Source organism: Paenibacillus sp. CR_12, assembly GCF_041953985.1.
In the GTDB taxonomy this organism is placed as follows: Bacteria; Bacillota; Bacilli; order Paenibacillales; family Paenibacillaceae; genus Paenibacillus_AQ; species Paenibacillus_AQ lautus_A.
Genome location: NZ_JAVFHO010000002.1, coordinates 1,198,939 through 1,222,762, shown reverse-complemented (window position 1 = coordinate 1,222,762; position 23,824 = coordinate 1,198,939). Strand labels below are relative to the sequence as shown.

At 51.7% G+C, this 23,824-nt stretch carries 19 protein-coding genes and 1 pseudogene; all 20 read left to right on the top strand.

Annotation, left to right across the window (positions count from 1 at the left end; genetic code table 11):
• The first annotated feature begins 192 nt into the window (after positions 1-192).
• The 20 genes and pseudogenes from proS (at position 193) to dapG (ending at position 23,815) form a co-directional block, all read left to right on the top strand.
• A complete protein-coding gene (gene proS / locus RB297_RS09260; protein ID WP_375120305.1) occupies positions 193-1,650 on the top strand; it encodes a proline--tRNA ligase in 1,458 nt (485 codons plus the stop codon).
• A 250-nt stretch (positions 1,651-1,900) separates the two neighbouring features.
• On the top strand, positions 1,901-6,217 hold the full coding sequence (locus tag RB297_RS09255; RefSeq protein ID WP_096774502.1) for a PolC-type DNA polymerase III: 4,317 nt from the start codon (positions 1,901-1,903) through the stop codon (positions 6,215-6,217).
• A gap of 179 nt (positions 6,218-6,396) precedes the next feature.
• On the top strand, positions 6,397-6,858 hold the full coding sequence (gene rimP, locus RB297_RS09250; RefSeq protein ID WP_009594781.1) for a ribosome maturation factor RimP: 462 nt from the start codon (positions 6,397-6,399) through the stop codon (positions 6,856-6,858).
• 32 nt (positions 6,859-6,890) lie between these two features.
• Positions 6,891-7,988: a transcription termination factor NusA gene (gene nusA, locus RB297_RS09245; RefSeq protein WP_009594773.1), complete on the top strand. Its 1,098-nt coding sequence runs from the start codon at positions 6,891-6,893 to the stop codon at positions 7,986-7,988.
• Positions 7,989-8,013: 25 nt separating this feature from the next.
• A complete protein-coding gene (gene rnpM / locus RB297_RS09240) occupies positions 8,014-8,325 on the top strand; it encodes an RNase P modulator RnpM (protein WP_009594698.1) in 312 nt (103 codons plus the stop codon).
• Positions 8,318-8,641, top strand: a complete 324-nt coding sequence (locus RB297_RS09235) for a YlxQ family RNA-binding protein (RefSeq protein WP_175320809.1) — start codon at positions 8,318-8,320, stop codon at positions 8,639-8,641. The genes rnpM and RB297_RS09235 overlap by 8 nt, the downstream gene beginning before the upstream one ends.
• Positions 8,634-11,318, top strand: a complete 2,685-nt coding sequence (infB, locus tag RB297_RS09230; RefSeq protein ID WP_192571287.1) for a translation initiation factor IF-2 — start codon at positions 8,634-8,636, stop codon at positions 11,316-11,318. Before RB297_RS09235 ends, infB begins: the two co-directional genes overlap by 8 nt.
• Before the next feature lie 19 nt (positions 11,319-11,337).
• Positions 11,338-11,691 carry a 30S ribosome-binding factor RbfA gene (rbfA, locus tag RB297_RS09225; RefSeq protein ID WP_090908225.1) on the top strand — a complete coding sequence of 118 codons (354 nt, stop codon included), beginning with the start codon at positions 11,338-11,340 and terminating at the stop codon, positions 11,689-11,691.
• Positions 11,692-11,721: 30 nt separating this feature from the next.
• Positions 11,722-12,699 (top strand): DHH family phosphoesterase, encoded by a 978-nt coding sequence (locus tag RB297_RS09220; RefSeq protein ID WP_096774500.1) that lies wholly within the window; start codon positions 11,722-11,724, stop codon positions 12,697-12,699.
• The gene (truB, locus tag RB297_RS09215) at positions 12,696-13,607 is read left to right on the top strand and encodes a tRNA pseudouridine(55) synthase TruB (RefSeq protein WP_375120304.1); all 912 of its coding nucleotides are present in this window, start codon (positions 12,696-12,698) and stop codon (positions 13,605-13,607) included. The genes RB297_RS09220 and truB overlap by 4 nt, the downstream gene beginning before the upstream one ends.
• A 35-nt stretch (positions 13,608-13,642) precedes the next feature.
• Positions 13,643-14,596 carry a bifunctional riboflavin kinase/FAD synthetase gene (locus RB297_RS09210; protein WP_213579184.1) on the top strand — a complete coding sequence of 318 codons (954 nt, stop codon included), beginning with the start codon at positions 13,643-13,645 and terminating at the stop codon, positions 14,594-14,596.
• Between the two features lie 166 nt (positions 14,597-14,762).
• Positions 14,763-15,032, top strand: a complete 270-nt coding sequence (gene rpsO, locus RB297_RS09205; RefSeq protein ID WP_006211281.1) for a 30S ribosomal protein S15 — start codon at positions 14,763-14,765, stop codon at positions 15,030-15,032.
• A 405-nt stretch (positions 15,033-15,437) separates the two neighbouring features.
• Positions 15,438-17,543 (top strand): polyribonucleotide nucleotidyltransferase, encoded by a 2,106-nt coding sequence (pnp, locus tag RB297_RS09200; RefSeq protein ID WP_192571289.1) that lies wholly within the window; start codon positions 15,438-15,440, stop codon positions 17,541-17,543.
• Positions 17,544-17,760: 217 nt separating this feature from the next.
• Positions 17,761-18,753: a polysaccharide deacetylase family protein gene (locus tag RB297_RS09195; RefSeq protein ID WP_015736298.1), complete on the top strand. Its 993-nt coding sequence runs from the start codon at positions 17,761-17,763 to the stop codon at positions 18,751-18,753.
• A 94-nt stretch (positions 18,754-18,847) separates the two neighbouring features.
• Positions 18,848-20,116 carry a M16 family metallopeptidase gene (locus RB297_RS09190; protein ID WP_009594719.1) on the top strand — a complete coding sequence of 423 codons (1,269 nt, stop codon included), beginning with the start codon at positions 18,848-18,850 and terminating at the stop codon, positions 20,114-20,116.
• The gene (gene dut, locus RB297_RS09185) at positions 20,091-20,537 is read left to right on the top strand and encodes a dUTP diphosphatase (RefSeq protein WP_015736296.1); all 447 of its coding nucleotides are present in this window, start codon (positions 20,091-20,093) and stop codon (positions 20,535-20,537) included. The genes RB297_RS09190 and dut overlap by 26 nt, the downstream gene beginning before the upstream one ends.
• A gap of 246 nt (positions 20,538-20,783) precedes the next feature.
• Positions 20,784-21,680, top strand: a complete 897-nt coding sequence (gene dpsA, locus RB297_RS09180) for a dipicolinate synthase subunit DpsA (protein ID WP_015736295.1) — start codon at positions 20,784-20,786, stop codon at positions 21,678-21,680.
• Positions 21,681-22,271, top strand: coding sequence for a dipicolinate synthase subunit B (locus tag RB297_RS09175; protein WP_375120303.1), 591 nt, complete (start codon positions 21,681-21,683; stop codon positions 22,269-22,271).
• Positions 22,264-22,470 (top strand): annotated as a pseudogene (locus tag RB297_RS09170) (Asd/ArgC dimerization domain-containing protein); the annotation flags it as partial. The gene RB297_RS09175 and the pseudogene RB297_RS09170, both read left to right, overlap by 8 nt.
• A 130-nt stretch (positions 22,471-22,600) precedes the next feature.
• Positions 22,601-23,815 carry an aspartate kinase gene (gene dapG, locus RB297_RS09165; protein WP_015736294.1) on the top strand — a complete coding sequence of 405 codons (1,215 nt, stop codon included), beginning with the start codon at positions 22,601-22,603 and terminating at the stop codon, positions 23,813-23,815.
• Positions 23,816-23,824 lie beyond the last annotated feature (9 nt).

Below are 23,824 nucleotides of genomic sequence, written 5' to 3'. Positions count from 1 at the left end.
GCGACGAAAGCCGTACCTTTTTCTATTGTTAGCAGAGTTTCACGCATAACGATATCCAGCATGGAGTTCTATAACACAGGGCGGGTTTTATAGCCGCGGCCCGTTCACACATATCGCCAATAACGTCCAGTCAAGCCGCCTGAATGAACGGCTTAGACCACGCGTTTTATTAATGGGAGGAACACGATTTATATGTCTAAGGAATCGAAGGATAAACAATTCGTGACGGAGATCACGCCGCAAGGAGAAGATTTCTCGCGCTGGTACATCGATGTCATCAAAAAAGCGGACTTGATGGATTATTCCCCAGTCCGGGGCTGCATCGTCTTTAAACCGGACGGTTATGAAATTTGGGAGCATATCCAGGCGGAGCTGGATCGGCGCTTTAAGGCAACGGGACATCGGAACGCTTATTTCCCGTTGTTCATTCCGGAGAGCTTTTTCCAGAAAGAGAAGGAGCATGTGGAAGGTTTCAATCCAGAGCTGCCTTGGGTGACCGAAGCGGCGGGCGAGAAGCTTGAAGAGCGTCTGGCTATTCGTCCGACTTCCGAAACGATGTTCGGGCACATGTATTCCAAATGGATTCAATCCTATCGTGATCTTCCTGTGCTGATCAATCAGTGGGCCAACGTGGTGCGCTGGGAGAAACGCACGCTGCCGTTCCTCCGCACCAGCGAGTTTTTATGGCAAGAGGGGCATACCGCTCATGAAACGGAAGCGGAAGCAAGAGGGGAAACCATGCAAATGCTAGATATCTATCAGCAATTCGTAGAGGACTATCTCGCGATTCCGGTGATCAAGGGGCAGAAGACGCCTTCGGAGAAATTCGCGGGTGCCGTGGACACGTTCTCCATCGAAGCGATGATGAAAGACGGTCGGGCTGTACAAGCAGGCACATCACACTACATGGGTACCAATTTCTCGCAAGCTTTTGATATTCAATATTTGAACCGTGAAAATACGCTGGAATACGCACATACGACTTCCTGGGGAGTCAGCACGCGTCTTATCGGCTCCTTGATCATGGTCCATGGGGACGACCGGGGCTTGGTGCTTCCTCCAAAAGTTGCGCCGACTCAAGTAATCATGATTCCAATCGGGCCTCCGAAGACGAGAGACGCCGTCGTGGGCCGTACGGACGAGCTGTTCCGTGAACTGAAATCCGCCGGGATCCGCGTACGGGTGGACGACAATCCGGATGTGCGTCCAGGCTGGAAATTCAATGAGTACGAAATGCGCGGCGTTCCGGTTCGTCTGGAGATCGGGCCTCGTGATATGGAGAATGGCGTCTGCGTGCTCGTTTCCCGCATTACGGGCGAGAAGAAGGTTGTGGAGCAGGGCAACCTGATCCAGGAAGTGCAGAGCATGCTGGAGCAGGTGCATCAGGAAATGTTCGATCGTGCAAAGCAGTTCCGCGAGGATCATTTCTATTCCGTGGAGACGCTGGATGAAATGAAGGACAGCATGGAGGACAAGCGCGGGTTTACTTTGGCAGGATGGTGCGGTTCGGAAGCTTGCGAAGACACCGTGAAGCAAGAAACCGGCGCGACGAGCAGAAACATTCCGTTTGAACCGGCCGAGAACAAAACGAAGTGTCTCGTATGCGGCGAGGATGCGAAGCATACGGTGCTGTTCGCGAGAGCGTACTAGGAATTCGATATTATGAGTTTCCGACTTGCATGACGAAGGGCAATTTTTCGTCCGCGTCGGGGATTCATCATCTGGAGTAAGCTTCCGGATGGCAGTATGACGGACGCTCTCTTTCTCGGGGCAGGACGATGGAGTGCTGCCGGCGGAAGCTTTATTCTGTTTTTTATCCGCTAAACGCGGTCTGTCTTCTGTGGATGTAGGTCGATAGAAGTTTTTCTTACAGCTTTATGTTATGCAGGGGGAGGGAACCATGGGCACGACTGAAGATAAAAGGAAGCGATTTGAACTGCTGATCAAGCAGGGAGAAGTTCCGGCCAATCTGGTGGAACCCTATTTTTTAGACGGTGTGATTGAACAAGTAGAGACCAGCAGGAACAGCAAGGACTGGAGGATAACCGTTCAGAAGGAGACCTTGGTCCCGGCCGAAGTTTATCGCACATTTTGCCTGAGGATTCAGGAGAAGATGGGACATATCGCTAAGATCAAATTTGTGTTCCGGTATGGAAGCGGCGTTCCGGAGGCCGATATCGTGCAGGAGTATTGGGGCTTGTTTCTGGAGTGGGCACACCGGGAGATTCCATCGGTCAATGGCTGGATGACTAGGGCGAAACACGAGGTGGAAGACGGGCAGGTCCTTCTCTCCATGTCGGATGGCATGTCGCTTGAACTTGCCCGCAAGAAACAGATCGATACCGCCATAACCCGATTCTTCGGGCAGTACTTCGATCTGACACTTCGCGTGAAGATGCAGGTCGGCGATAACGGCCAGGCCGCTTACGAGGAGTTCGAGCAGAGGAAGCGCGAGGAAGAGCGCGAGGTTATCGAACAGATCATGAGCAGCATGGAAGCGGAGCTGGATGCCGAGGACGAGGAAGAAGGTGAGATTCGGCTGCAGGTCGGATATGATATCAAGGATCAGCCGGTTTCGATCCAGGAGATCCAGGACGAAGAGAAGAAAATTACGATCCAGGGTACCATTTTCGGGTTGGACCGCAAGGAGCTCCGAAACGGCAGCACGCTGTTTACCTTCAACTTAACCGATTTCAGCGATTCCTTGCAGATGAAGATGTTTGGCAAAACGAAGGATGACTTGAAGGTCCTGAGCCTTCTTGAGAACGGCAAATGGGTGAAGGCACGCGGACGCGTGGAATATGACCGGTTTATGCAGGTGCCGGAGCTGGTCATGATCCCGTCCGACCTCAATGAAGTCAAGGCGCCCCCTTCCCGCAAGGATAACGCTGCCGAGAAGCGGGTGGAATTCCATCTCCATACCACTATGAGCACGATGGATGCGGTCACGCCGATCGACCGGTACATCAAAACCGCGGCCGCCTGGGGACATAAAGCGATTGCCGTAAGTGATCACGGCGGCGTGCAGTGTTATCCTGACGCAGCCAAGAACGCCAAGAAACATGGAATCAAAATGATGTACGGCATCGAGGCCAATGTCGTGAATGATGCCGTCAACATCGTGGAACAGGCACAGCCGATTGAGCTGAGCAGCGCGACTTACGTGGTATTCGATATTGAAACCACGGGTTTGTCCATCACCGCGAACAAGATCATCGAGCTTGCAGCCGTGAAGATGCACGAAGGCAAGGAGATTGGCAGGTACGCCACGTTTGTTAATCCGCACGAGCGAATTCCGTACCATATCCAGCAATTGACGAACATCAATGACGATATGGTCAAGGATGCTCCTGAACTGGAGCCGGTACTGAAGGAATTTGTTGAATTCGTCGGCGATGGCGTGCTCGTGGCTCACAACGCGCGGTTTGACATGGGGTTCATTCAGGCAGCACTCAAGAATGCAGGCATGGACACGCTGGAGAATCCGTATTTGGATACTTTGGAGCTGGCCCGACTGGTGCATCCGGGACTTAAGAATCACCGCCTTAACACATTGGCGGATAAGTACAAGGTGCTGCTGGAAAGCCATCACCGCGCGATCGACGATACAATTGCGCTGGCGGGAATCCTGAACGGGCTCCTCAGCGACGTAGACAAAACCAAAGGCGTGAAGATGCTGGACCGTCTTAATGATTACGTGGGCATGGACCTGTCCAATACCCGTCCGTTCCATTGCGGGATTTACGCTTTGAACATGACGGGCAAGAAGAATCTGTACAAACTGGTCTCCATGTCGCATACCGAATATTTCAAGCGGGTGCCCTGCATCCCGAAATCCAAGCTCCAAGAGATGCGGGACGGACTCCTGGTGCTGTCCGGCTGCGAAAAAGGGGAGTTCTTCGAAACTGTGCTGAACAAGACGGAGGAGGAAGCCGAAGAGATTGCAGGCTTTTACGACGTTTTGGAAATCCAGCCGTTGACGATGTATATGCATTTGGTGGACAAAGGCCTGGTAGGCAGCCCCGAAGAGATCAAAACCGCGATTTCCAAAGTCGTGCGCATCGGCGAAAAGCTGAACAAACCGGTCATCGCTACAGGGAATGTGCACTATCTGGAACCGCGGGACAAGCTGTTCCGGGACATCACCATCCATGGCATTACCGGCTTCAGCCCGCTCAAGGATATGCGCAAGCCAGACGCGCATTTTCGGACGACGGAAGAGATGCTGCAAGAGTTCGAGTTTTTGGGTCAGGACAAATGCTATGAAGTCGTGGTGACGAACACAAGCGAATTGGCCGACCGTTTTGAAGATTTGGAACTGTTCCCGGATAAGCTGTTTACGCCGATCCTGGAGGGAGCCGACGAAGAAATCCGCAACACCTGCTACGACACGGCCAAGTCGATCTATGGGGAGAACCTGCCCGAGGTCGTTGTGGCCCGGTTGGAGAAAGAGCTGGAGCCGATTATTAGATACGGCTTCTCCGCGAACTATCTGATTTCCGAGAAGCTGGTGAAAAAATCGAATCGGGACGGCTATTTGGTTGGTTCCCGGGGTTCCGTTGGCTCCTCCGTCGTTGCGACGTTCCTCGGCATATCCGAGGTTAACCCGCTGCCAGCGCATTACATTTGCTTGAACAGCGACTGCAAGCACAGCGAATGGTTCCTGGACGGCAGCGTGCCGAGCGGATTCGACTTGCCGGACAAGGCTTGTCCGGAATGCGGAAACATGATGAAGGGCGAAGGACAGGATATCCCGTTCGAAACCTTCCTGGGCTTCAAAGGGGATAAGGTTCCCGATATCGATTTGAACTTCTCCGGCGAATATCAACCGCATGCCCATAATTTCACCAAGGAGATGTTCGGCGAGAAGAACGTATTCCGTGCCGGTACCATCGGCACCGTGGCGGAGAAGACGGCGTTCGGCTTTGCCAAGAAATACGAGGAGCACAACAACAAGCGCTGGCGCGGCGCGGAATTAAACCGGCTGGCGTCAGGCTGTACCGGCGTCAAGCGAAGCACGGGCCAGCATCCCGGCGGTATTGTCGTTGTGCCGGACTACATCGAGGTTGAAGAGATAACGCCTGTGCAGTACCCTGCCGATGATGTCAACGCGGAGTGGAAAACGACGCATTTCGATTACCATGCCTTTGAAGCGAATTTGCTCAAGCTGGATATTCTCGGACACGATGATCCGACGATGATGAGAATGCTCCAGGATTTGACCGGAGTGGACCCAACGACCATCCCGATGAACGATCCGAAAGTGATGAGCATGTTCAATTCAACGGAGGCGCTGGGCGTGAAGCCGGAGCAAATACGCTCGCCGGTGGCCACCTTCGGCGTGCCGGAGATGGGGACCAAGTTCGTGCGCCAGATGCTGGTGGAGTCGCAGCCGTCGAGTTTTGCTGACCTTTTGCAAATCTCGGGACTTTCACACGGAACCGGCGTATGGCTCGGCAACGCACAAGAGCTCATCAAGAATGGAACCTGCAACATCAAAACCGTTATCGGTTGCCGCGATGACATCATGCTGTTCCTGATTTACAAGGCCGGCATGGACGCGAGCCTCGCGTTTAAGATTACGGAAAGCGTGCGTAAAGGCCGGGGGTTGTCCCAGGAATGGATCGACGAGATGAAGAAATGCAAAGTGCCGCAGTGGTACATTGATTCCTGTCTCAAAATCCAGTACATGTTCCCGAAAGCCCACGCCGCCGCATATGTTATTTCAGCGGTGCGAACGGCTTACTTCAAGCTGTATTATCCGATTGAATATTACGCAACCTACTTCTCGGTCCGCGCCGAGGATTTTGATATCGAATTATGCTGTCAGGGCTATGAGGCGATCTATCGCCGGATTGAAGAGATCGAGCAGCTCGGCTTCGGGGCGAGCCCGAAGGAAAAAGGCATGCTGCCGATTCTGGAGATGGCGCTGGAAATGACGGCAAGGGGCTTCTCATTCAAGAACATCGATTTGTATCAATCCGACGCCTTGAAATTCAAGGTGGATGGAGACTCGCTCATTCCGCCGTTCTCGGCGCTTGCGGGAATCGGCGATAACGCTGCCCGCAATATTGCCGCCGCGCGTGAATTCGGAGAATTCCTCTCCATCGAGGATTTCCAGCAAAAATCGAAGGCAAGCAAAACCGCCGTGGAGCTGTTGACTCAAATGGGATGCTTCCGCGGTCTGCCGGAGAGCAACCAGTTGTCATTGTTCTGATTCTTGTCATTCTTTCATGGCCGTGACGCCTTGACAGTCAAGGAGTCATACTTGTCACTATTACCAGACTATGTTATAATTTTTTTGGTAATCATGGAGATAAAACCGTTGTGTAAAGAGTGGGGCAACCCACTCTTTACTCTTTGGTATATAGGAAATCAACTTGGAGGTTATGTTCTTTGAGCACATCAAAGATTAAAACGACTGTGGAAGAAATGGTGCAGCCGTATTTGGACGAACACGGCTTTGAACTGGTAGATGTGGAATACGTTAAGGAAGGAAGCAACTGGTTCTTGCGCGTGTTTGTTGATAAGGACGGCGGCATTGACATTGACGATTGCGGTTTAATCAGTGAACACCTGAGCCAGAAGCTGGACGAGAACGATCCGATTCCGACGGCTTATTTTCTTGAAGTCTCTTCTCCTGGCGCGGAACGTCCCCTGAAGAAAAAAGAGGATGTTGCGAAGTCGGTCGGCAAGAACGTGTTTGTTACGGTATACGAGCCGATTAACGGGTTGAAGGAGTTTGAAGGCAAGCTGGAATCCTTTGATAACGAGGAGCTGGTCATTCAGACCGCGAAGAAGCAGCACGTGATTCCATATGCAAAAGTAGCCAGTGCCAGATTGGCCATCATTTTTTAAACGGAAGTTTTGAAAGGGGGAACCGATTTTCAATGAGTATGGATTTTATTGAAGCGATGAATGAGTTGGAAAGAGAGAAGGGCATCAGCAAGGATGTGCTGTTTGAAGCCATTGAAGCGGCACTGATCTCAAGTTACAAGCGCAATTTCAACACCGCGCAAAATGTACGGGTAGACATGAATCGCAACACGGGTGTTATCAAGGTGTTCGCACGGAAGCTGATCGTGGACGAGGTTCTGGATCCGCGCACTGAAATTTCGCTGCATGCCGCACGTGAGATCAATCCGCATTTTCAGATCGAAGATATAGCGGAAATCGAGGTTACGCCGCGTGATTTCGGACGGATCGCCGCTCAAACGGCAAAGCAGGTTGTTACCCAGCGCATTAGAGAAGCCGAACGCGGCCTGATCTACAGCGCTTTTATTGACAAGGAAGACGATATCGTTACGGGTACGCTGCAGCGTCAGGATTTGCGCAACATCTATATCGACCTTGGCAAGATCGAAGCGGCGCTGCCGCTTACCGAGCTTATGCCCAACGAGAAGTTCAAGCATGGCGACCGGATCAAAGCGTACATTACGAAGGTTGAGAACACAACCAAAGGGCCGCAGATTATGCTGTCCCGTACGCATCCGGGCCTTTTGAAGCGCCTGTTCGAGCTGGAAGTGCCGGAAATTTTCGACGGCGTCGTGGAAATTCGCTCGGTTGCGCGCGAAGCGGGATTCCGCTCCAAAATTGCGGTGTATTCCCGCAACGATGAAGTCGATCCGGTCGGCTCTTGCGTAGGGCCTAAGGGATTGCGCGTACAAACGATTGTCAATGAGCTTCGCGGCGAAAAAATCGACATCGTGCGTTATTCCGACCAGGTCGAAGAATACGTGGCCAATGCGCTGAGCCCATCCAAAGTGCTTGAAGTCCAAGTATTTGAAGATGAGAAGATGGCGCGCGTAATCGTTCCGGATTACCAACTCTCGCTGGCGATAGGGATCAAAGGCCAGAATGCTCGTCTCGCGGCGAAGCTGACCGGCTGGAAGATTGATATTAAGAGCGAAAGTCAGGCGGAGCAGGAATTTGGCAGACCGAAGTCCCAATCAGGTGAAATGCACCAGGATTCCGTCTCTGTCGATTAATTCCAAATGACGGGGGGTTGTCGTCTTGAAACAGAGAAAGATACCGCTGCGTAAATGTGTGGCGTGTCAGGAAATGATGCCGAAGAAAGAGCTCATCCGAATTGTCAGGACTCCCGATGACGCTGTCCTGATCGATCTCACCGGCAAAAAGTCGGGACGGGGAGCGTATCTATGCGGCAAGGTTTCCTGCTTCAAGCTGGCACACAAAAATAAAGCACTGGATCGAGCGTTGAAACAACATGTGAAGCCTGAGATCTACGAACAGTTGGCACAGGATTTCATCAAGGTTGAGGATGAATTCCTGGCTGCAAAAGAGAGTGCTGCCGATGATGAATAGGGCGCTTTCTCAGCTCGGCCTGGCCATGAGGGCAGGCAAGGTGGTTACCGGAGATGAGATCGTGCTCAAAGCCATCCGGTCTTCTGAAGCAAAATTGGTTATTCTGGCGGGTGACGCCTCAGATAATACAACAAAGAAGTTCCGCGACAAATGCGGTTCTTACAATATCCCTCTGGTAATCGGATTTGACCGGGAAAGTCTGGGCACAAGTGTAGGTAAACCCGAGCGGGTTGTGCTGGCAGTTACGGATCAAGGATTCGCAGAAATGATCTCCAAGAAAATGGAGACAATGTCGGAGGTGGAGTATATTGAGTAAACAGGAAAACAAAGACAATAAACTTCGAGTGTACGAATATGCTAAATCGTTGAACATGAGCAGTAAAGAAATTATCACGATCCTTAAGCGTTTGAACGTTCCGGTCAATAACCACATGAGCGTAATGGAAAACGATACGGTGTCGAAGGTAGAGCAGTTCTTCAAAGATATCAAATCGAATGCGGCAGCCAAGCGGGACAGTGGCGACGCTCCCCGAACCGAGAACCGCAAACCTTCGGGTTCCGGAGCGAATGCAGCCGCATCCGTATCCAATGCTAAAACAGAAGGCACTTCCACTAACGTGAGTGCAGACGGCAACCGTAATGGGCAGGACGGTATGCGTCATTCAGGACAACGAGTATCAGGACAACAAGGTCAAAGCCAGCCCAAAAAACAACAGGAAAAGCAGGTAGGTATGAATAGTAGAACGAATTCAAACACACAACATGCTTCAGGTTCCCAGCGTCCCCAAGGAGGGCAGGATACCCGAAGAAACCAATCTGGCTCCGCACAAGGAAGCCAGCAGAATAATCGCAGCCAAGGCTCCAGACCGAGCGGCAGCAGCACGCAGACCGGATCCCGTCCACAAGGCGGAGGTCAAGGCGGCGGGCGTCCGCAAGGCAATAATCAGGGCGGATCGCGTCCGCAAGGCAATAATCAAGGAGGATCGCGTCCGCAGGGCGGCAACAACCAAGGCGGAGCGCGTCCTCAGAGCAAGCCGGGTGGAACCGGAGGCGGATTCTCAGGATCCAATAACAGCAACGGCCAGAACCGCGGTTCCAGAAACAACAATAACAATCGTTCAGACTCCAAGCGTTTTGATGACAACCGTCAGGGAGGATTCCGTGGAAACAATCGCGGTGGCAAGAACAACCGCGGCCGGAATCAACATAATCAGCAGCCGCCTCGTGAGAAAATCGACAACACGCCGAAGAAAATTATCGTCCGTGGCAACATGACCGTCGGTGAAACGGCGAAGCTGCTTCATAAGGACGCTTCCGAAGTCATCAAGAAGCTGATTTTCCTCGGCGTGATGGCCACCATCAACCAGGAGCTGGATATCGATACGATTCTATTGCTCGCTGGCGAATTCGGTGTAGAAGTCGAAGTGAAAATTCCGGTAGAGGAAGATCGTTTTGAGACCGTTGAAGAAAACGATGCTCCGGAAGAACTGAAAGAGCGTCCACCGGTCGTTACGATTATGGGTCACGTTGACCACGGTAAAACGACGCTGCTGGATGCGATCCGTTCCACGAACGTATCTAGTGGCGAAGCTGGCGGAATTACGCAGCATATCGGTGCTTACCAAGTCGAGATCAATAACAAGAAGATTACGTTCCTGGATACACCGGGTCACGAAGCGTTTACGGCCATGCGTGCCCGCGGTGCGCAAGTAACGGATATGACGATCATCGTGGTCGCGGCCGACGACGGCGTGATGCCACAGACGGTCGAAGCGATTAACCATGCTAAAGCGGCAGGTTTGCCGATCATCGTTGCCGTGAACAAAATCGATAAGCCGGACGCTAACCCGGATAAAGTCAAACAAGAATTGACGGAATATGAGTTAGTGCCTGAAGAGTGGGGCGGAGATACCATCTTCGTTAACGTTTCGGCGAAACAGCGGATGGGTCTGGAAGACTTGCTTGAAATGATCCTTCTGGTAGCAGAAGTGAACGAATATAAAGCAAACCCTGATAAACGCGCGCGCGGTACCGTGATTGAAGCTGAGCTTGATAAAGGCAGAGGACCGGTAGCCCGCATCCTCGTTCAGCATGGTACGTTGAAAGTGGGCGACGCCTTCGTAGCCGGCAACTGCTTTGGACGTATTCGCGCCATGGTGAACGATAAAGGCCGTCGTTTAAAAGAAGCCGGACCATCTACGCCGGTCGAAATTACCGGTTTGACTGAAGTTCCGGGCGCCGGCGATCCGTTCATGGTGTTCGAGGATGAGCGTAAAGCGCGTAATATCGCGGATAAGCGTGCGATTACCCATCGTCAGTCCGAATTGAACACGAATACGCGGGTGACGCTGGATGATCTCTTCCAGCACATTAAAGATGGCGAAATCAAGGATCTTAACGTGATTATCAAAGGTGACGTGCAAGGTTCCGTCGAGGCCCTGAAAGGTTCCTTGAACAAAATCGAAGTGGAAGGCGTGCGCGTCAAGATTATCCATAGCGGTGCCGGTGCCATCACCGAATCCGATATTATTTTGGCAGCTGCCTCTAACGCGATCGTAATCGGGTTTAACGTTCGTCCTGACGTTCAAGCGAAGCAAACCGCCGAGCAGGAGAAGGTTGATATCCGTCTGCACCGTGTAATATATAATGTAATCGAGGAAATTGAGCAAGCTATGAAGGGGATGCTCGATCCGGAGTATAAAGAATCCGTGATCGGTCATGCGGAAGTCCGCAACACCTTTAAAGTGAGCAAAGTGGGTACGATTGCAGGATGTATGGTGACATCCGGTAAAATTACGCGTAACGCAGAAGCTCGCTTGATCCGTGACGGCATTGTCGTTCATGAAGGCAAGATCGATTCCCTCAAGCGCTTTAAAGATGACGCTAAAGAAGTGGCACAGGGTTACGAGTGCGGTATTACCTTGGTAGGCTATAGCGACGTCAAAGAAGGGGACGTAATCGAAGCCTTCATCATGGAGACGGTAGAGCGCTAACGAATGAGGTGATCAGACCATGGCAAAAATCAGAACTGGGCGCGTAGGCGAGCAGATTAAAAAAGAGCTCAGCCAACTGATCCAAACGGAATTGAAAGACCCGAGAATCGGTTTTATTACCGTGACCGGCGTGGATGTAACTAACGATCTGTCCCAAGCGAAGGTATACCTTAGCGTGCTCGGGGACGACGAGCAGAAGGCGGCTTCCTTGAAAGGGCTGGAGAAGGCAAGCGGCTTCCTCCGCTCCGAACTGGGCAAGCGGATTCGCCTCCGGCATGTTCCGGAGCTGATCTTCAAATTCGACGAATCCATTGCATATGGCAGCCATATTGAGAAGCTGCTGACTGAAATCGTGGATCGCGAAGAGAAATAGAGTAGTTTTTGTTTATAAAGGAGAGGGCGAATGCAGACCTATGAACAAGAGCTGCAGCAGGTGAAGTCGTTTCTGCTGGAGCACGATGATTATTTGGTTGTGTCGCATGTTCAGCCCGATGGAGATGCAGTCAGTTCCACCCTTGCGGTGGGCTGGCTTCTCTCATGTCTGGGCAAGAAATTCACGATGATCAACGAAGGGCCTATCCCGAAGCGCATGAAAAAGCTGTGGCATGCAGAAGACATTCTCAATCTGTCCGAACAGCAGCCGGGAAGGACGTTTTCAAACGTCATTTGCGTGGATTGCGCGGATTTTGCGAGAGTAGGTTATACGCAGCAGGTGTTTGCCGATCATGCGAGCATCGTTAATATTGACCATCATCCAACGAATGATCGTTACGGAGCCGTTAACCTGGTTGTGCCCGAGGCGGCTGCAACCGCAGAAATCCTTTATGATTTGCTGAATTTGTTTGAAATCGATTGGGATGCCGAAATCGCCACTGCGATATATACCGGATTGTTAACGGATACCGGCGGTTTTCGTTATTCCAATACGTCGCCCAAGGTCATGAGCATGGCTTCCGATCTGTTATCCTATGGCGTGAACGGCCCCGAAATTGCGGAAACGCTGCTTGAGGAAATGACGCTCCCGCAGATGAAGGTGTTGGTTCAGGCGTTAAACACGTTGAGTCTGTCGGATGACGGTAAAATAGCCTGGGTGTACGTAACCCCCGAGCATATGGAACTATGCGGTGCCGTTAGCGAGGATCTTGAAGGGATCGTCAATTATCCCCGAAACATTCAGGGAGTCGAAGTCGGGATCCTGTTCAAATCGCTGAGATCCGGAATGGTCAAGGCGAGTTTGCGTTCAGCCGGCAAAGTGGATGTTGCCGCGTTGGCCCAAATTTTTGGCGGTGGCGGCCATGTCCGGGCGGCAGGGTGCAGCATGGAAGGTTCCCTTCAAGACATCATCCCTAAAGTAGTAGAGCAGGTGAGATTAAAGCTATGACGCAATTAGAAGGCATCTTGGCCGTTCACAAACCGGCCGGATGGACCTCCCACGATGTGGTAGCCAAAGTTCGGGGAATGGTTCGTTTGAAGCGGATCGGACATACCGGGACGCTGGACCCTGAAGTGACGGGCGTGCTTCCGTTATGCTTGGGGAGAGCTACGCGGGTCGTCGAATATCTGCAGGAGCTGCCTAAAGAGTATCATGCGGTCCTCCGCCTTGGATACTCGACCGATACCGAGGATATTACCGGGAATGTGGTGGAGACTGCGGATGAAGTCCGCGTGACCAGAGACGAGGCGCTTGAAGCGCTGCAATCTTTTACAGGCCAGATCTCTCAGGTTCCTCCTATGTATTCCGCCGTCAAAATCAACGGCAAACGATTGTACGAGCTTGCCAGAGAAGGCAAGACGGTGGAGCGCAAAAGCCGTACCGTAACGATTCATGAAATCGAGATGACGGACTTTGATGCGGAAGGGGAGTATACGGAAATTTCTTTCCGTGTACTGTGCTCCAAAGGTACATACATCCGCACGCTTTGTGTGGATATCGGGAGGAAGCTCGGCCTGCCGTCCGTCATGGTTAAGCTGGTACGTACGATATCGGCGGGAATCACCGAGGCGCAGTGCTTGACCCTAGAGCAAATTGAGCAGTTCATGAAGGATGAAACGCTGCAAACCCGGCTTATTCCGGTGGATCAAGCGATTCATCATCTAGCAAAGCATACGGTTTCCGAAGAGAAGGCGGAGGCCGCGCTGAAGGGGCAACGCTTGTCCTCCAGGGCGGTAGAACCGGCCGTCGACCATTCGGAGCCTATCCGTTTGTACGATATAAAGGAAAACTTTCTGGGCATCTATAAGCGTCAGGAAGAGACGGGCGCTATCGTTCCCGTGAAAGTATTTTCCTAAGCATGACTGGATTTAGTGAGTGGAGGTGAGAAATCATGAGGATTGTTTCATTATCTTATCCTGTATCTTCCGACATCGTACGAGAAGCTGCCGAGCCCAAGGTAGCGGCAATCGGCCAGTTCGACGGTCTTCACCTGGGACACGCCAGCGTGCTTTCGACCGCTGTCAGCATTGCTCGGGAGAATGGAGTGCCGGCCGCGCTCATTACCTTCTATCCGCATCCGAAGGACGTGATCGGTAAGGGGAGCTACGAAGGTTATCTGACTCCCCAGCCTGACAAGCAGCAGCTGCTTGAGCAGATGGGCATCGATATTCTGTACGTCGTCGAGTTCAATAAAGAATTTTCCCAAGTAAGTCCGGAAGCGTTTGTTGAAGAAATGCTCTTTCCCTTGAATCTTCAAACGGCGGTAGTCGGATTTGATTTCCGGTTCGGCCATAAAGGCGCAGGAGACGCAGTTAAACTTCAGGAACTCGGGGAAGGCAAAATGTCGGTCGTTACGGTACCGCCATTCCTGGTCGACGGCGAGAAGGTAGGAAGTTCATCCATACGGATTGCCTTGAAAACTGGACAGCTGTCGGACGCAAACCGCTGGCTCGGACGGAATTACCACATCCGGGGTACGGTCGTTCACGGGGAGAAGCGGGGAAGAAAGATCGGTTTCCCTACCGCGAACCTGGAGTTGACGGATCCATTCGTGGCGCCTGCATTGGGCGTCTATGCCGTCCGTGCCCGCACGGATAAGCATTGCGACTGGATACCGGGCGTCATGAACGTCGGCGTGAAGCCGACGTTCCACGAAGGGATTACTGAACCGATCTTCGAGGTCCATCTGTTTGATTTCGAAGGGGATCTGTACGACCAGATCATGACGGTGGATATCGTTCAATATATCCGCAAGGAGCATAAATTCGAATCGGTTCAGGAGCTTGTGGAATGGATTCAGCGGGATGCCGTCGAGGCCCGCAAAATATTGAATGTCAGCGAATAAAACGTTTTGGGACAAATTGTTCGCAAACGGATTTTCTTTTTCAGGTAAAGTATGCTATACTCTTAGAGGTTGCCCGAGGATCGGGCAATTCTAACCTTGGCTTGGATGTTCGATCTCACCGTCGGTACCTGGGCCAACGGCGATTATAATGAGGGAGGTGAACAGGATGGCATTGACTCAAGAACGTAAACAACAACTGATTGACGAGCACAAAACTCATGAGTCCGATACAGGATCCCCAGAGGTGCAAATCGCTATCCTAACGGAAAACATTACGAACTTGACTGACCACTTGCGTACGCACAAGAAGGATCATCATTCCCGTCGCGGATTGTTGAAAATGGTCGGCCAACGCCGTAAGTTGCTTGCATACTTGAAAAACAAGGATGTTAAACGTTACAGTGCTTTGATCGAGAAGCTTGGATTGCGTCGCTAATCATCCATAAGATGTGCCGAAAACAGCCTGGTTGTCCACTGTCCTTCTTGGAACGACAGCGGCACAGCCGGGCTCTTTTCTAAGTATTGTACAATTTACCGTTACGAAAGCTTCCCCACAAAGTACTGCGTACGCTTCATAGCCTAAACTCCACTTTGTGGGGTTATCTTAATATAGATTCTTGATAGATGGTAGGCGTGGTCTGTTCGCTAATTTTCACTTCATGGAATAACCGGGGCAATCTATACGGAGAATGTTTTCTATACGGTTCGGGTTGTTCCTGTACATAGGTTCGTGATATTCGACCGCTTCGATGACTCTGGTTAGGAAATGTGGACAGCGTTTGGCAAAAACATGCTGATGATTAGGATTTCAAAAAAATTTATCCCCATGAGGAGGGATTACATGGAAACACGTGTTGAAATGCAGCTTGGCGGAAGACCCCTGGTGTTCGAAACAGGGCGCCTTGCGAAGCAGGCTAATGCGGCTGTTATGGTTCGTTACGGCGAAACGGCAGTCCTGTGTACGGTGACGGCTTCCAGTGAACCGAAGGATCTGGATTTCTTTCCATTGACGGTCAACTATGAGGAGCGCTTGTACGCAGTCGGTAAAATTCCGGGTGGATTCATCAAACGCGAAGGCAGACCAAGCGAGAAGGCGATTCTTGCCAGCCGTCTGACAGACCGTCCGATTCGTCCGCTGTTTCCGGAAGGATTCCGGAATGACGTTCAAGTTCTGAATTTGGTGATGAGCGTTGATCAGGATTGCGAGCCGGAAATCGCGGCCATGATCGGTACCTCCGCTGCCTTGAGCATCTCGGACGTGCCTTTTAACGGTCCGATCGGCGGCGTCGCGGTGGGTCGCGTTGACGGCAACTTTGTCGTGAACCCGAACATTGCGGAGCAGGAAGCAAGCGATATTTATCTGGTCGTCGCCGGCACCAAAGATGCGATCATGATGGTCGAGGCCGAAGCGAACGAAGTTCCTGAGGAAGTCATGCTGGAAGCGATCATGTTCGGGCATGAGGAAATCAAGAAAATCGTAGCCAAGATCGAAGAGCTGGTGGCAGCTTGCGGCAAAGAGAAAATGGCGGTTAAGCTTCATGCGGTCAATGAAACCGTGAATCGCGAAGTGCGCGAATTTGCGGAAGCCCGTCTTGTTGAAGCCGTTCGCATTGAGGAGAAACACGCTCGCCAAGATGCGATTGACGCTATCAACGACGAAGCGTACACCGTGTTCGAAGAGAAATACCTCGAGACACCCGAGTTGTTGAAGGATGTTAAAGAGGTCCTTCACGATATCGTGAAAGAAGAAGTTCGCCGTTTGATCACGCACGATAAAGTTCGTCCGGACGGCCGCGGTCTGTCCGAGATCCGTCCTATCGATTGCGATACCAGCCTGCTGCCTAGAACGCATGGCTCCGGTCTGTTTACGCGTGGACAAACCCAGGCTCTTAGCGTATGTACACTAGGTGCTCTAGGCGATGTACAAATTCTCGATGGAATCGATCTGGAAGAGACCAAGCGCTTCATGCACCATTATAACTTCCCGCCGTTCAGCGTTGGGGAAGCGCGTCCGCTTCGCGCTCCGGGCCGTCGTGAAATCGGTCACGGTGCACTGGGTGAACGTGCATTGTCGAAGGTCATTCCGAATGAAGTGGATTTCCCGTACACGATTCGCCTCGTGTCCGAGGTGATTGAATCGAACGGTTCGACATCCCAAGCGAGCATTTGCGCAAGCACGCTTGCCATGATGGACGCAGGGGTGCCGATCAAAGCGCCTGTAGCCGGCGTGGCGATGGGCTTGATTAAAGACGGAGACCACGTTTCCATCTTGACGGACATTCAAGGGATGGAAGACCATCTCGGCGACATGGACTTCAAAGTGGCAGGTACGCCTGACGGGGTTACCGCCATTCAGATGGATATCAAGATCGACGGCATCGACCGCGCGATTTTGCAGGAAGCGCTGCAGCAGGCAAAAGAAGGACGCATGCACATCCTTGGAAAAATGGCGGAAGCCATTCAAAAGCCAAGAGAAACGCTGTCCCAATATGCACCTAAGATCATTACGATGCAGATCAACCCGGATAAAATCCGCGATGTTATCGGGGCCGGCGGCAAAATCATCAACAAAATCATCGAAGAGACCGGCGTGAAGATCGATATCGAACAAGACGGCCGCGTATTCATCGCATCGTCCAACGATGAGATGAACAAGAAGGCTCTTTCGATTATCGAAGGCATCGTGCGTGAGGTGGCTGTTGGCGAAATCTATACAGGTACTGTAAAACGGATTGAGAAATTCGGTGCATTTGTTGAAATCCTGCCTAACAAAGACGGGCTTGTGCATATCTCCCAACTCTCGACTGAGCGCGTAGCGAAGGTAGAGGACGTGGTTGCAATCGGTGACGTCATTACCGTGAAGGTTACCGAAATCGACCAGCAGGGACGGATTAACCTGTCTCGCAAAGCCGTGTTGACAACCGAAGCCAGCAAGAGCGGATCTTAATTCGCGCTTGCAGGTTTAACCGCATATCGATAGAAGGAAAAGAGGCAGAACCTATCATTCTGGCTCTTTTTTGCTCATCAGACGCCGGACTCCCTATGTTCTTTGCTTCGGAATAAGCATCGGGTCAGGCTTACACGGCTTAAGGCCTTATGTTTCGGTACATATTTCCGTCAGATCGCACATAAAATGGGACAAAGCTTCTCTAGGGAGGATGGATATGCCCATGAATGGAAAAAAGATGGCCGTGCTGCTGACCGGTGCCGCAATGGTGTCGGCTGTTGCTGTGTTCAGCGGGGCTTGGAAATACGTATCGGGGCTGGAGAACAAACCGGAGGCGCATCTCGTCAGTGGTTCAGAGACGGCAGTGGATCTGGATTTATTGGGTCAAATTGAAGCCGCTGCGGCTAAATCGCGTATCGAGCCGGTGGATGCCAGGGTGGACTCGGTGTGGAAAGCGATTCCCGGATACAATGGACTCGAAGTCGATATCGAAGCTACATATCAAGCAGCATCGTCGAAGAAACGTAAAGCCGGCGATGCCATTCCCTACGTTTACCGGCAGATACCGGCTAAAGTCACGCTCGATGATCTGGGGGAACAACCGATCTATCGAGGGAACCCCAACAAGCCGATGGTATCGATGATGATTAACGTGGCGTGGGGGAATGAATTTCTGGTGCCGATGCTGAATACGCTCGATGCGGAGAAGGTGAAAACTACGTTCTTCCTGGATGGCAGCTGGCTGAAGAAAAACCCGGAGCTGGCCGCCGAGATCGTGAAACGAGGCCATGAGGTGGAGAATCATGCCTTTACGCATCCGAACATGAGCCGTCTCAGCAGGGAACGGGCGGAGATGGAAATCGCAAAGACGCAGGATCTGCTTAAAGAAAGCCTGGGGGTAGTAAATAAGTGGTTTGCACCGCCTTCCGGCGATTTCAATCAGCAGACCGTATCCATCGCGCATGCAAGAGGATTGAAGACGGTGCTGTGGACGCTTGACACGGTCGACTGGAAGCATCCGGCGCCGGATGCCGTCGTTCAGAAAATTACGTCGAAGGTGGAGCCGGGATTTTTGATATTGATGCATCCAACGGACTCCTCTTCCCAAGCATTAAAAGGAATGATTGACGGAATACGGGCCAAGGGACTGGAGATCGGGACCGTCAGCCAGACGCTTTCACCGGAGCGAATCATGCCAAAGGGAAGTTGAGCCGCATGGTAAAGTTTGATAGAATGAATGGATGGCATGAGGCTGATTGTCAGCCGAAGTGAGCCTTTGATGGAACAGTTAGGGGGGCCTATTCGTGAAAAAAATACAATTGTCTAACGGCCTGAGAGTGGTTATGGAGCAAATCCCGACAAGTCGTTCGGTCTCATTCGGCATTTGGGTGAAAACCGGATCCCGCAATGAATCGGAAGACATCAACGGGATTACGCATTTTATAGAGCATATGATGTTCAAAGGGACGGAGCGCTTTGACGCCCGTGCCATTGCTGAAGAATTTGATGCCATCGGCGGAAACGTCAACGCTTTTACGTCCAAGGAGTATACGTGTTATTATGCCAAGGTGCTGGATGAGCATTTTCCGATTGCCGTTGACGTGCTGTCCGACATGTTCTTCAATTCGAAGCTGGATGCGGGCGAGTTAGCCAAGGAGAAGAATGTCATTCTTGAAGAGATTGCGATGTATGAAGATACGCCGGATGATCTGGTTCATGATCTGATGTCGTTGTCGGTGTACGGTGACCACCCGCTTGCTTATCCGATTCTCGGCACGAAGGAGCGGCTGGAGTCGATGGATTCGCAAGCGCTGAGATCCTACATGGACCGGCACTATACCATTGAGAACACGGTGATTGCCCTCGCCGGCAACATCAATGATGAAGTGATTGCGTTATTGGAGCGCCATTTTGGCGGCTTTGCCAACCATGGAACGTCGGAGCCGCTGGCGGTACCGGCCTTTTTGGACGGCGTGCAGTTCCGCAAGAAGAAAACGGAGCAGAATCATATCTGCATGTCGTTTCCCGGCTGCTCGATCGGCGACGAGCTTCAGTATGCGATGGTTCTGCTGAATAACGCTATTGGCGGCGGCATGAGCTCACGCTTGTTTCAGGAAATTCGGGAGAAGCGCGGGCTGGCGTACTCGGTATATTCATACCACAGTTCCCACGCGGATAACGGCATGTTTACCATCTATGCAGGCACAGCGCCCAAACAGACAAAAGAAGTGCTTCAGCTGACCACGGAAATGCTTCATGATTTGGCACAGAACGGGATGACGGAGGAAGAGCTGCGCAAAGGAAAGGAACAATTGAAGGGCAGTCTCATCCTAAGTCTGGAGAGCACGAGCAGCCGCATGAATCGCTTGGGCAAGAACGAATTGATGCTGGGCCGCCATTTCAGTCTGGACGAGATCATTAAACGGATCGAACAGGTCGACATGAAGGATGTCAATGCGGTTCTTGACCGTATGTTTGGGACTCCATATGCACTAGCGATGGTAGGAACTTCAGATAAAGCACTGAATGTACTTAGGAGGAATGAATTTGTTGCACTACGTTCAAATCAATAGATTGCCAGGAAATGAAGATGTGAAACTTCCGGTGAAAATGTCCGAGCTGGCCGCGGGTTTCGACCTGCACGCTGCCGTTCAAGAGCCGGTGGTGCTAAACCCGGGTGAACGCAAATTAATCCCGACCGGTTTTGCGATTGCCATGCCGGCCGAGCTTGAGGCGCAAATCCGTCCGCGCAGTGGTCTTGCCTATAAACATGGCATTACTTGCCTGAATGCTCCGGGTACGATTGACGCCGATTATCGCGGGGAAGTCAAGGTGCTGCTTGTCAATTTGGGACAGGAGCCTTTTGCGATTGAGCGTAATGAGCGGATTGCCCAAATGGTGTTCAAATCCGTGCCTGCCGTAGAATTTACGGAAGTTGACGAACTGTCCGATACGGTACGCGGGGCGGGCGGATTCGGTCATACCGGCAAATAAACCATACCATGGAAGCTTAAGGGTATCATCAGGATCATGATATCAGCATGAACACCGCTCCGGTTGAAACGGAGCGGTGTTTTTTTTCGTTGGTCTTGAAGCAGGATGGACATGGAGCCGGACTTATCTCTCCTAACGTTATTTACTGCGTTAAGGCGGTAGTTTAAGGGAAATGCGCTCACCTCCCCATAGGCGGCAGCATAAGATGCTTTATACGTTGGTTTGAAGAAAGGAGCGAGGCCTTCCATGCTGACTGGAGTCCGAACCGTCTTTGTTGGAGGAGACGCAAGGCAAATTGAAGTGATTCGCAAATGCGCTGAGATGGATGCCTCCGTCATGATCGCCGGGTTTGAGAAACTGCAGGATTCTTTTCAGGGAGTGACTCGCGAGCCGCTTACGCCAGAGCTGTTATCGGACGCCGATGCTCTGATCCTGCCTGTAGTGGGATGTGATGATGAGGGACGTGTCAGCGCGCTATTCTCGGAAGGGCCGCTGCGACTGCAGGAAGAACATATCGCGGCGATGCCCGGACATGGAGTGATCTATACAGGCATGGCGAAACCCTATTTGCGCTCGCTATGTGACAAATATAAGATCAAGCTGGTAGAGATATTGGAGAGGGACGATGTGGCTATTTATAATTCCATTCCGACCGCCGAAGGCGCACTCATGATGGCGATCCAAAACACGGATTTTACGATCCACGGATCTACAAGCATGGTGCTCGGCATGGGACGGACCGGATTTACAATGGCTCGCAGCCTGCAGGGACTGGGTGCCAAAATTCGGATGGGGGTACGTAAATCGGAGCACTACGCAAGAGCTGAGGAAATGGGCTGGAAGCCCTTCCTGGTAAGGGATCTGGGTTCTTATGTGTCGGATATTGACTTGCTTTTTAACACGATTCCAACTATGATAGTCACAGCACAAATCATCTCGAAAATGCCTCGGGAGGCTGTCATTATTGACCTTGCCTCCGCACCCGGCGGATGCGATTTTCGCTATGCCGAGAAACGGGGTATCAAAGCCATGCTCGCACCCGGACTACCCGGAATCGTGGCTCCAAAAACAGCCGGCATCATCATGGCCAACACGCTGGTGGAGCTGATTTCTGAAGAAATCAAGATTCGGGGGGATGCGTAAATGAATTGGAATGAAATTACAGTGGGTTATGCCCTGACAGGATCGCACTGCACACTCGAAGAAGTGATGCCGCAGATCCAGCGATTCAAAGACGGGGGAGCGAATGTGGTGCCGATTGTATCGAGCACCATCATGACGACCGATACCCGATTCGGCACATCGGAAAATTGGCAGAAACAGTTGAAAGATATAACCGGGAATGATATTATTTCTACAATTGTGGAGGCGGAACCGCTGGGCCCATCCAAGCTGCTTGACGTCCTGGTTATCGCCCCTTGCACGGGAAACACGACCAGCAAGCTGGCCAATGCGATGACTGACAGTCCTGTCTTAATGGCAGCCAAGGCGCAGATGAGAAATTGCAGACCGCTGGTGCTGGCGATCTCAACGAATGACGGCCTTGGGCTGAATGCGGCCAATATCGCGAAGCTGCTGGTTACCAAAAACATATATTTCGTCCCTTACGGACAGGATAATCCGCAGCAGAAACCGAACTCGCTTGTCGCCAAAATGAATCTGATTCCGGAAGCTTGTTATGCGGCATTGGAAGGGAAACAGCTCCAGCCGATGATCGTTGAATATTCTCGATAAAATTACAGAGAACGGTTATACCCTGGAAGAAATGAAGATGGTCCGCGAGACCAAAAAAATGATGGGCGACGAATCCATTGAAGTGACGGCTGCTAGTGTACGCATCCCGGTCGTTAACGGGCATTCGAAATCCATGTACGTTGAATTCAAGAAGGACTATGATCTGGAGTTCATCGCTAGATCTCTTCTGAAGGGTGCAGCATGGAAATGCTGTGCAAATCGCAGAAATCATCATCAACAACGGAACGGCCAGGCTTAATAGCCGGCCGTTTCAGTCGGTCGGCCCGCAATTTACGTCTCCTGGGCATATATAAACGGAGGAATATTTTATGCGCATCTTAGTTCAAAAATTCGGCGGCACCTCATTGTCTACACCGCAAGCAAGAACCCATGTTATTGGGCACATCCAGCGTGAACTGGCCAATCACTACCAATTGGTCGTGGTCGTATCGGCTATGGGACGCAGAGGGGAGCCTTATGCGACAGACACGCTCCTGGACTGGATCGGGCATAACGGAAACGCGCTTCCAGACAGAGAACGGGATCTGCTGCTCTGCTGCGGTGAAATTATCTCGGCTTCAACGCTGTGCAGTCTCCTTCAGCATGAGGGCATAACCGCAACGGTGCTGACGGGTGCACAAGCCGGATTTCTCACAGACGATCACTTCGGAAATGCACGTATCAAGGACGTAAAACCTGAACGGGTTTTGAAAGAGTTGGAGAGTCATCAGGTTGTCATCGTAACCGGCTTCCAGGGGCAGACCGATTCCGGCGACTTTACCACGCTGGGCAGAGGCGGAAGCGATACTTCGGCTACAGCGCTCGGTGCCGCGCTTCGCGCTGAAATGGTAGATATCTACACGGATGTCAACGGCATTCTAACGGCGGATCCCCGCATCGTCGAGGATGCGAAGCCGCTTAGTTACGTAAGTTACACGGAGATTTGCAACATGGCTCATCAAGGGGCAAAGGTCATTCATCCTAGAGCGGTTGAGATTGCCATGCAATCCCAAATTCCGGTCAGAGTGCGGTCGACCTTCTCGGATAATGAGGGCACGCTGGTAACCCAGCCTGAAGGCTTCAGAGATATTCAATCCGGAATCGTGGACCGCTTTGTGACGGGAGTTGCCTATGTAAGCAACATAACGCAAATCTCGGTGGAATGCGATCGCACGGAAGGTCTTCAACTGAAGGTATTTAAATCGATGGCCGAGCATTCCATCAGCGTGGACTTTATTAATGTTACCCCTACCGGAGTGCTTTATACGGTGTTTGACAGCGATTCGGAGAAGGCGATCGAAGTGCTACAGAGCCTGGACCTTAAACCGAAAAGCTTATCCGGCTGTGCCAAAGTGTCCGTCATTGGCGGCGGCATCAACGGCGTTCCGGGCATCATGGCCAAAATCGTGGAATCCTTGAGCGAGCACGACATTCCGATTCTGCAATCCGCGGATTCGAATACGACGATATGGGTACTGGTTAAAAAAGAGGATATGGCTCAAGCGCTGCGCGCACTTCATCATAAATTTGAGCTTCACCGATAAAGTTACTAA

Coding starts and splice junctions, on each gene's coding strand:
- rpsO (WP_006211281.1), top strand. CDS start 14,763: ATGGCATTGACTCAAGAACGTAAACAACAACTGATTGACGAGCACAAA.
- pnp (WP_192571289.1), top strand. CDS start 15,438: ATGGAAACACGTGTTGAAATGCAGCTTGGCGGAAGACCCCTGGTGTTC.
- RB297_RS09195 (WP_015736298.1), top strand. CDS start 17,761: ATGCCCATGAATGGAAAAAAGATGGCCGTGCTGCTGACCGGTGCCGCA.
- truB (WP_375120304.1), top strand. CDS start 12,696: ATGACGCAATTAGAAGGCATCTTGGCCGTTCACAAACCGGCCGGATGG.
- dpsA (WP_015736295.1), top strand. CDS start 20,784: ATGCTGACTGGAGTCCGAACCGTCTTTGTTGGAGGAGACGCAAGGCAA.
- RB297_RS09235 (WP_175320809.1), top strand. CDS start 8,318: ATGAATAGGGCGCTTTCTCAGCTCGGCCTGGCCATGAGGGCAGGCAAG.
- RB297_RS09210 (WP_213579184.1), top strand. CDS start 13,643: ATGAGGATTGTTTCATTATCTTATCCTGTATCTTCCGACATCGTACGA.
- RB297_RS09175 (WP_375120303.1), top strand. CDS start 21,681: ATGAATTGGAATGAAATTACAGTGGGTTATGCCCTGACAGGATCGCAC.
- RB297_RS09220 (WP_096774500.1), top strand. CDS start 11,722: ATGCAGACCTATGAACAAGAGCTGCAGCAGGTGAAGTCGTTTCTGCTG.
- nusA (WP_009594773.1), top strand. CDS start 6,891: ATGAGTATGGATTTTATTGAAGCGATGAATGAGTTGGAAAGAGAGAAG.
- RB297_RS09255 (WP_096774502.1), top strand. CDS start 1,901: ATGGGCACGACTGAAGATAAAAGGAAGCGATTTGAACTGCTGATCAAG.
- proS (WP_375120305.1), top strand. CDS start 193: ATGTCTAAGGAATCGAAGGATAAACAATTCGTGACGGAGATCACGCCG.
- dapG (WP_015736294.1), top strand. CDS start 22,601: ATGCGCATCTTAGTTCAAAAATTCGGCGGCACCTCATTGTCTACACCG.
- rbfA (WP_090908225.1), top strand. CDS start 11,338: ATGGCAAAAATCAGAACTGGGCGCGTAGGCGAGCAGATTAAAAAAGAG.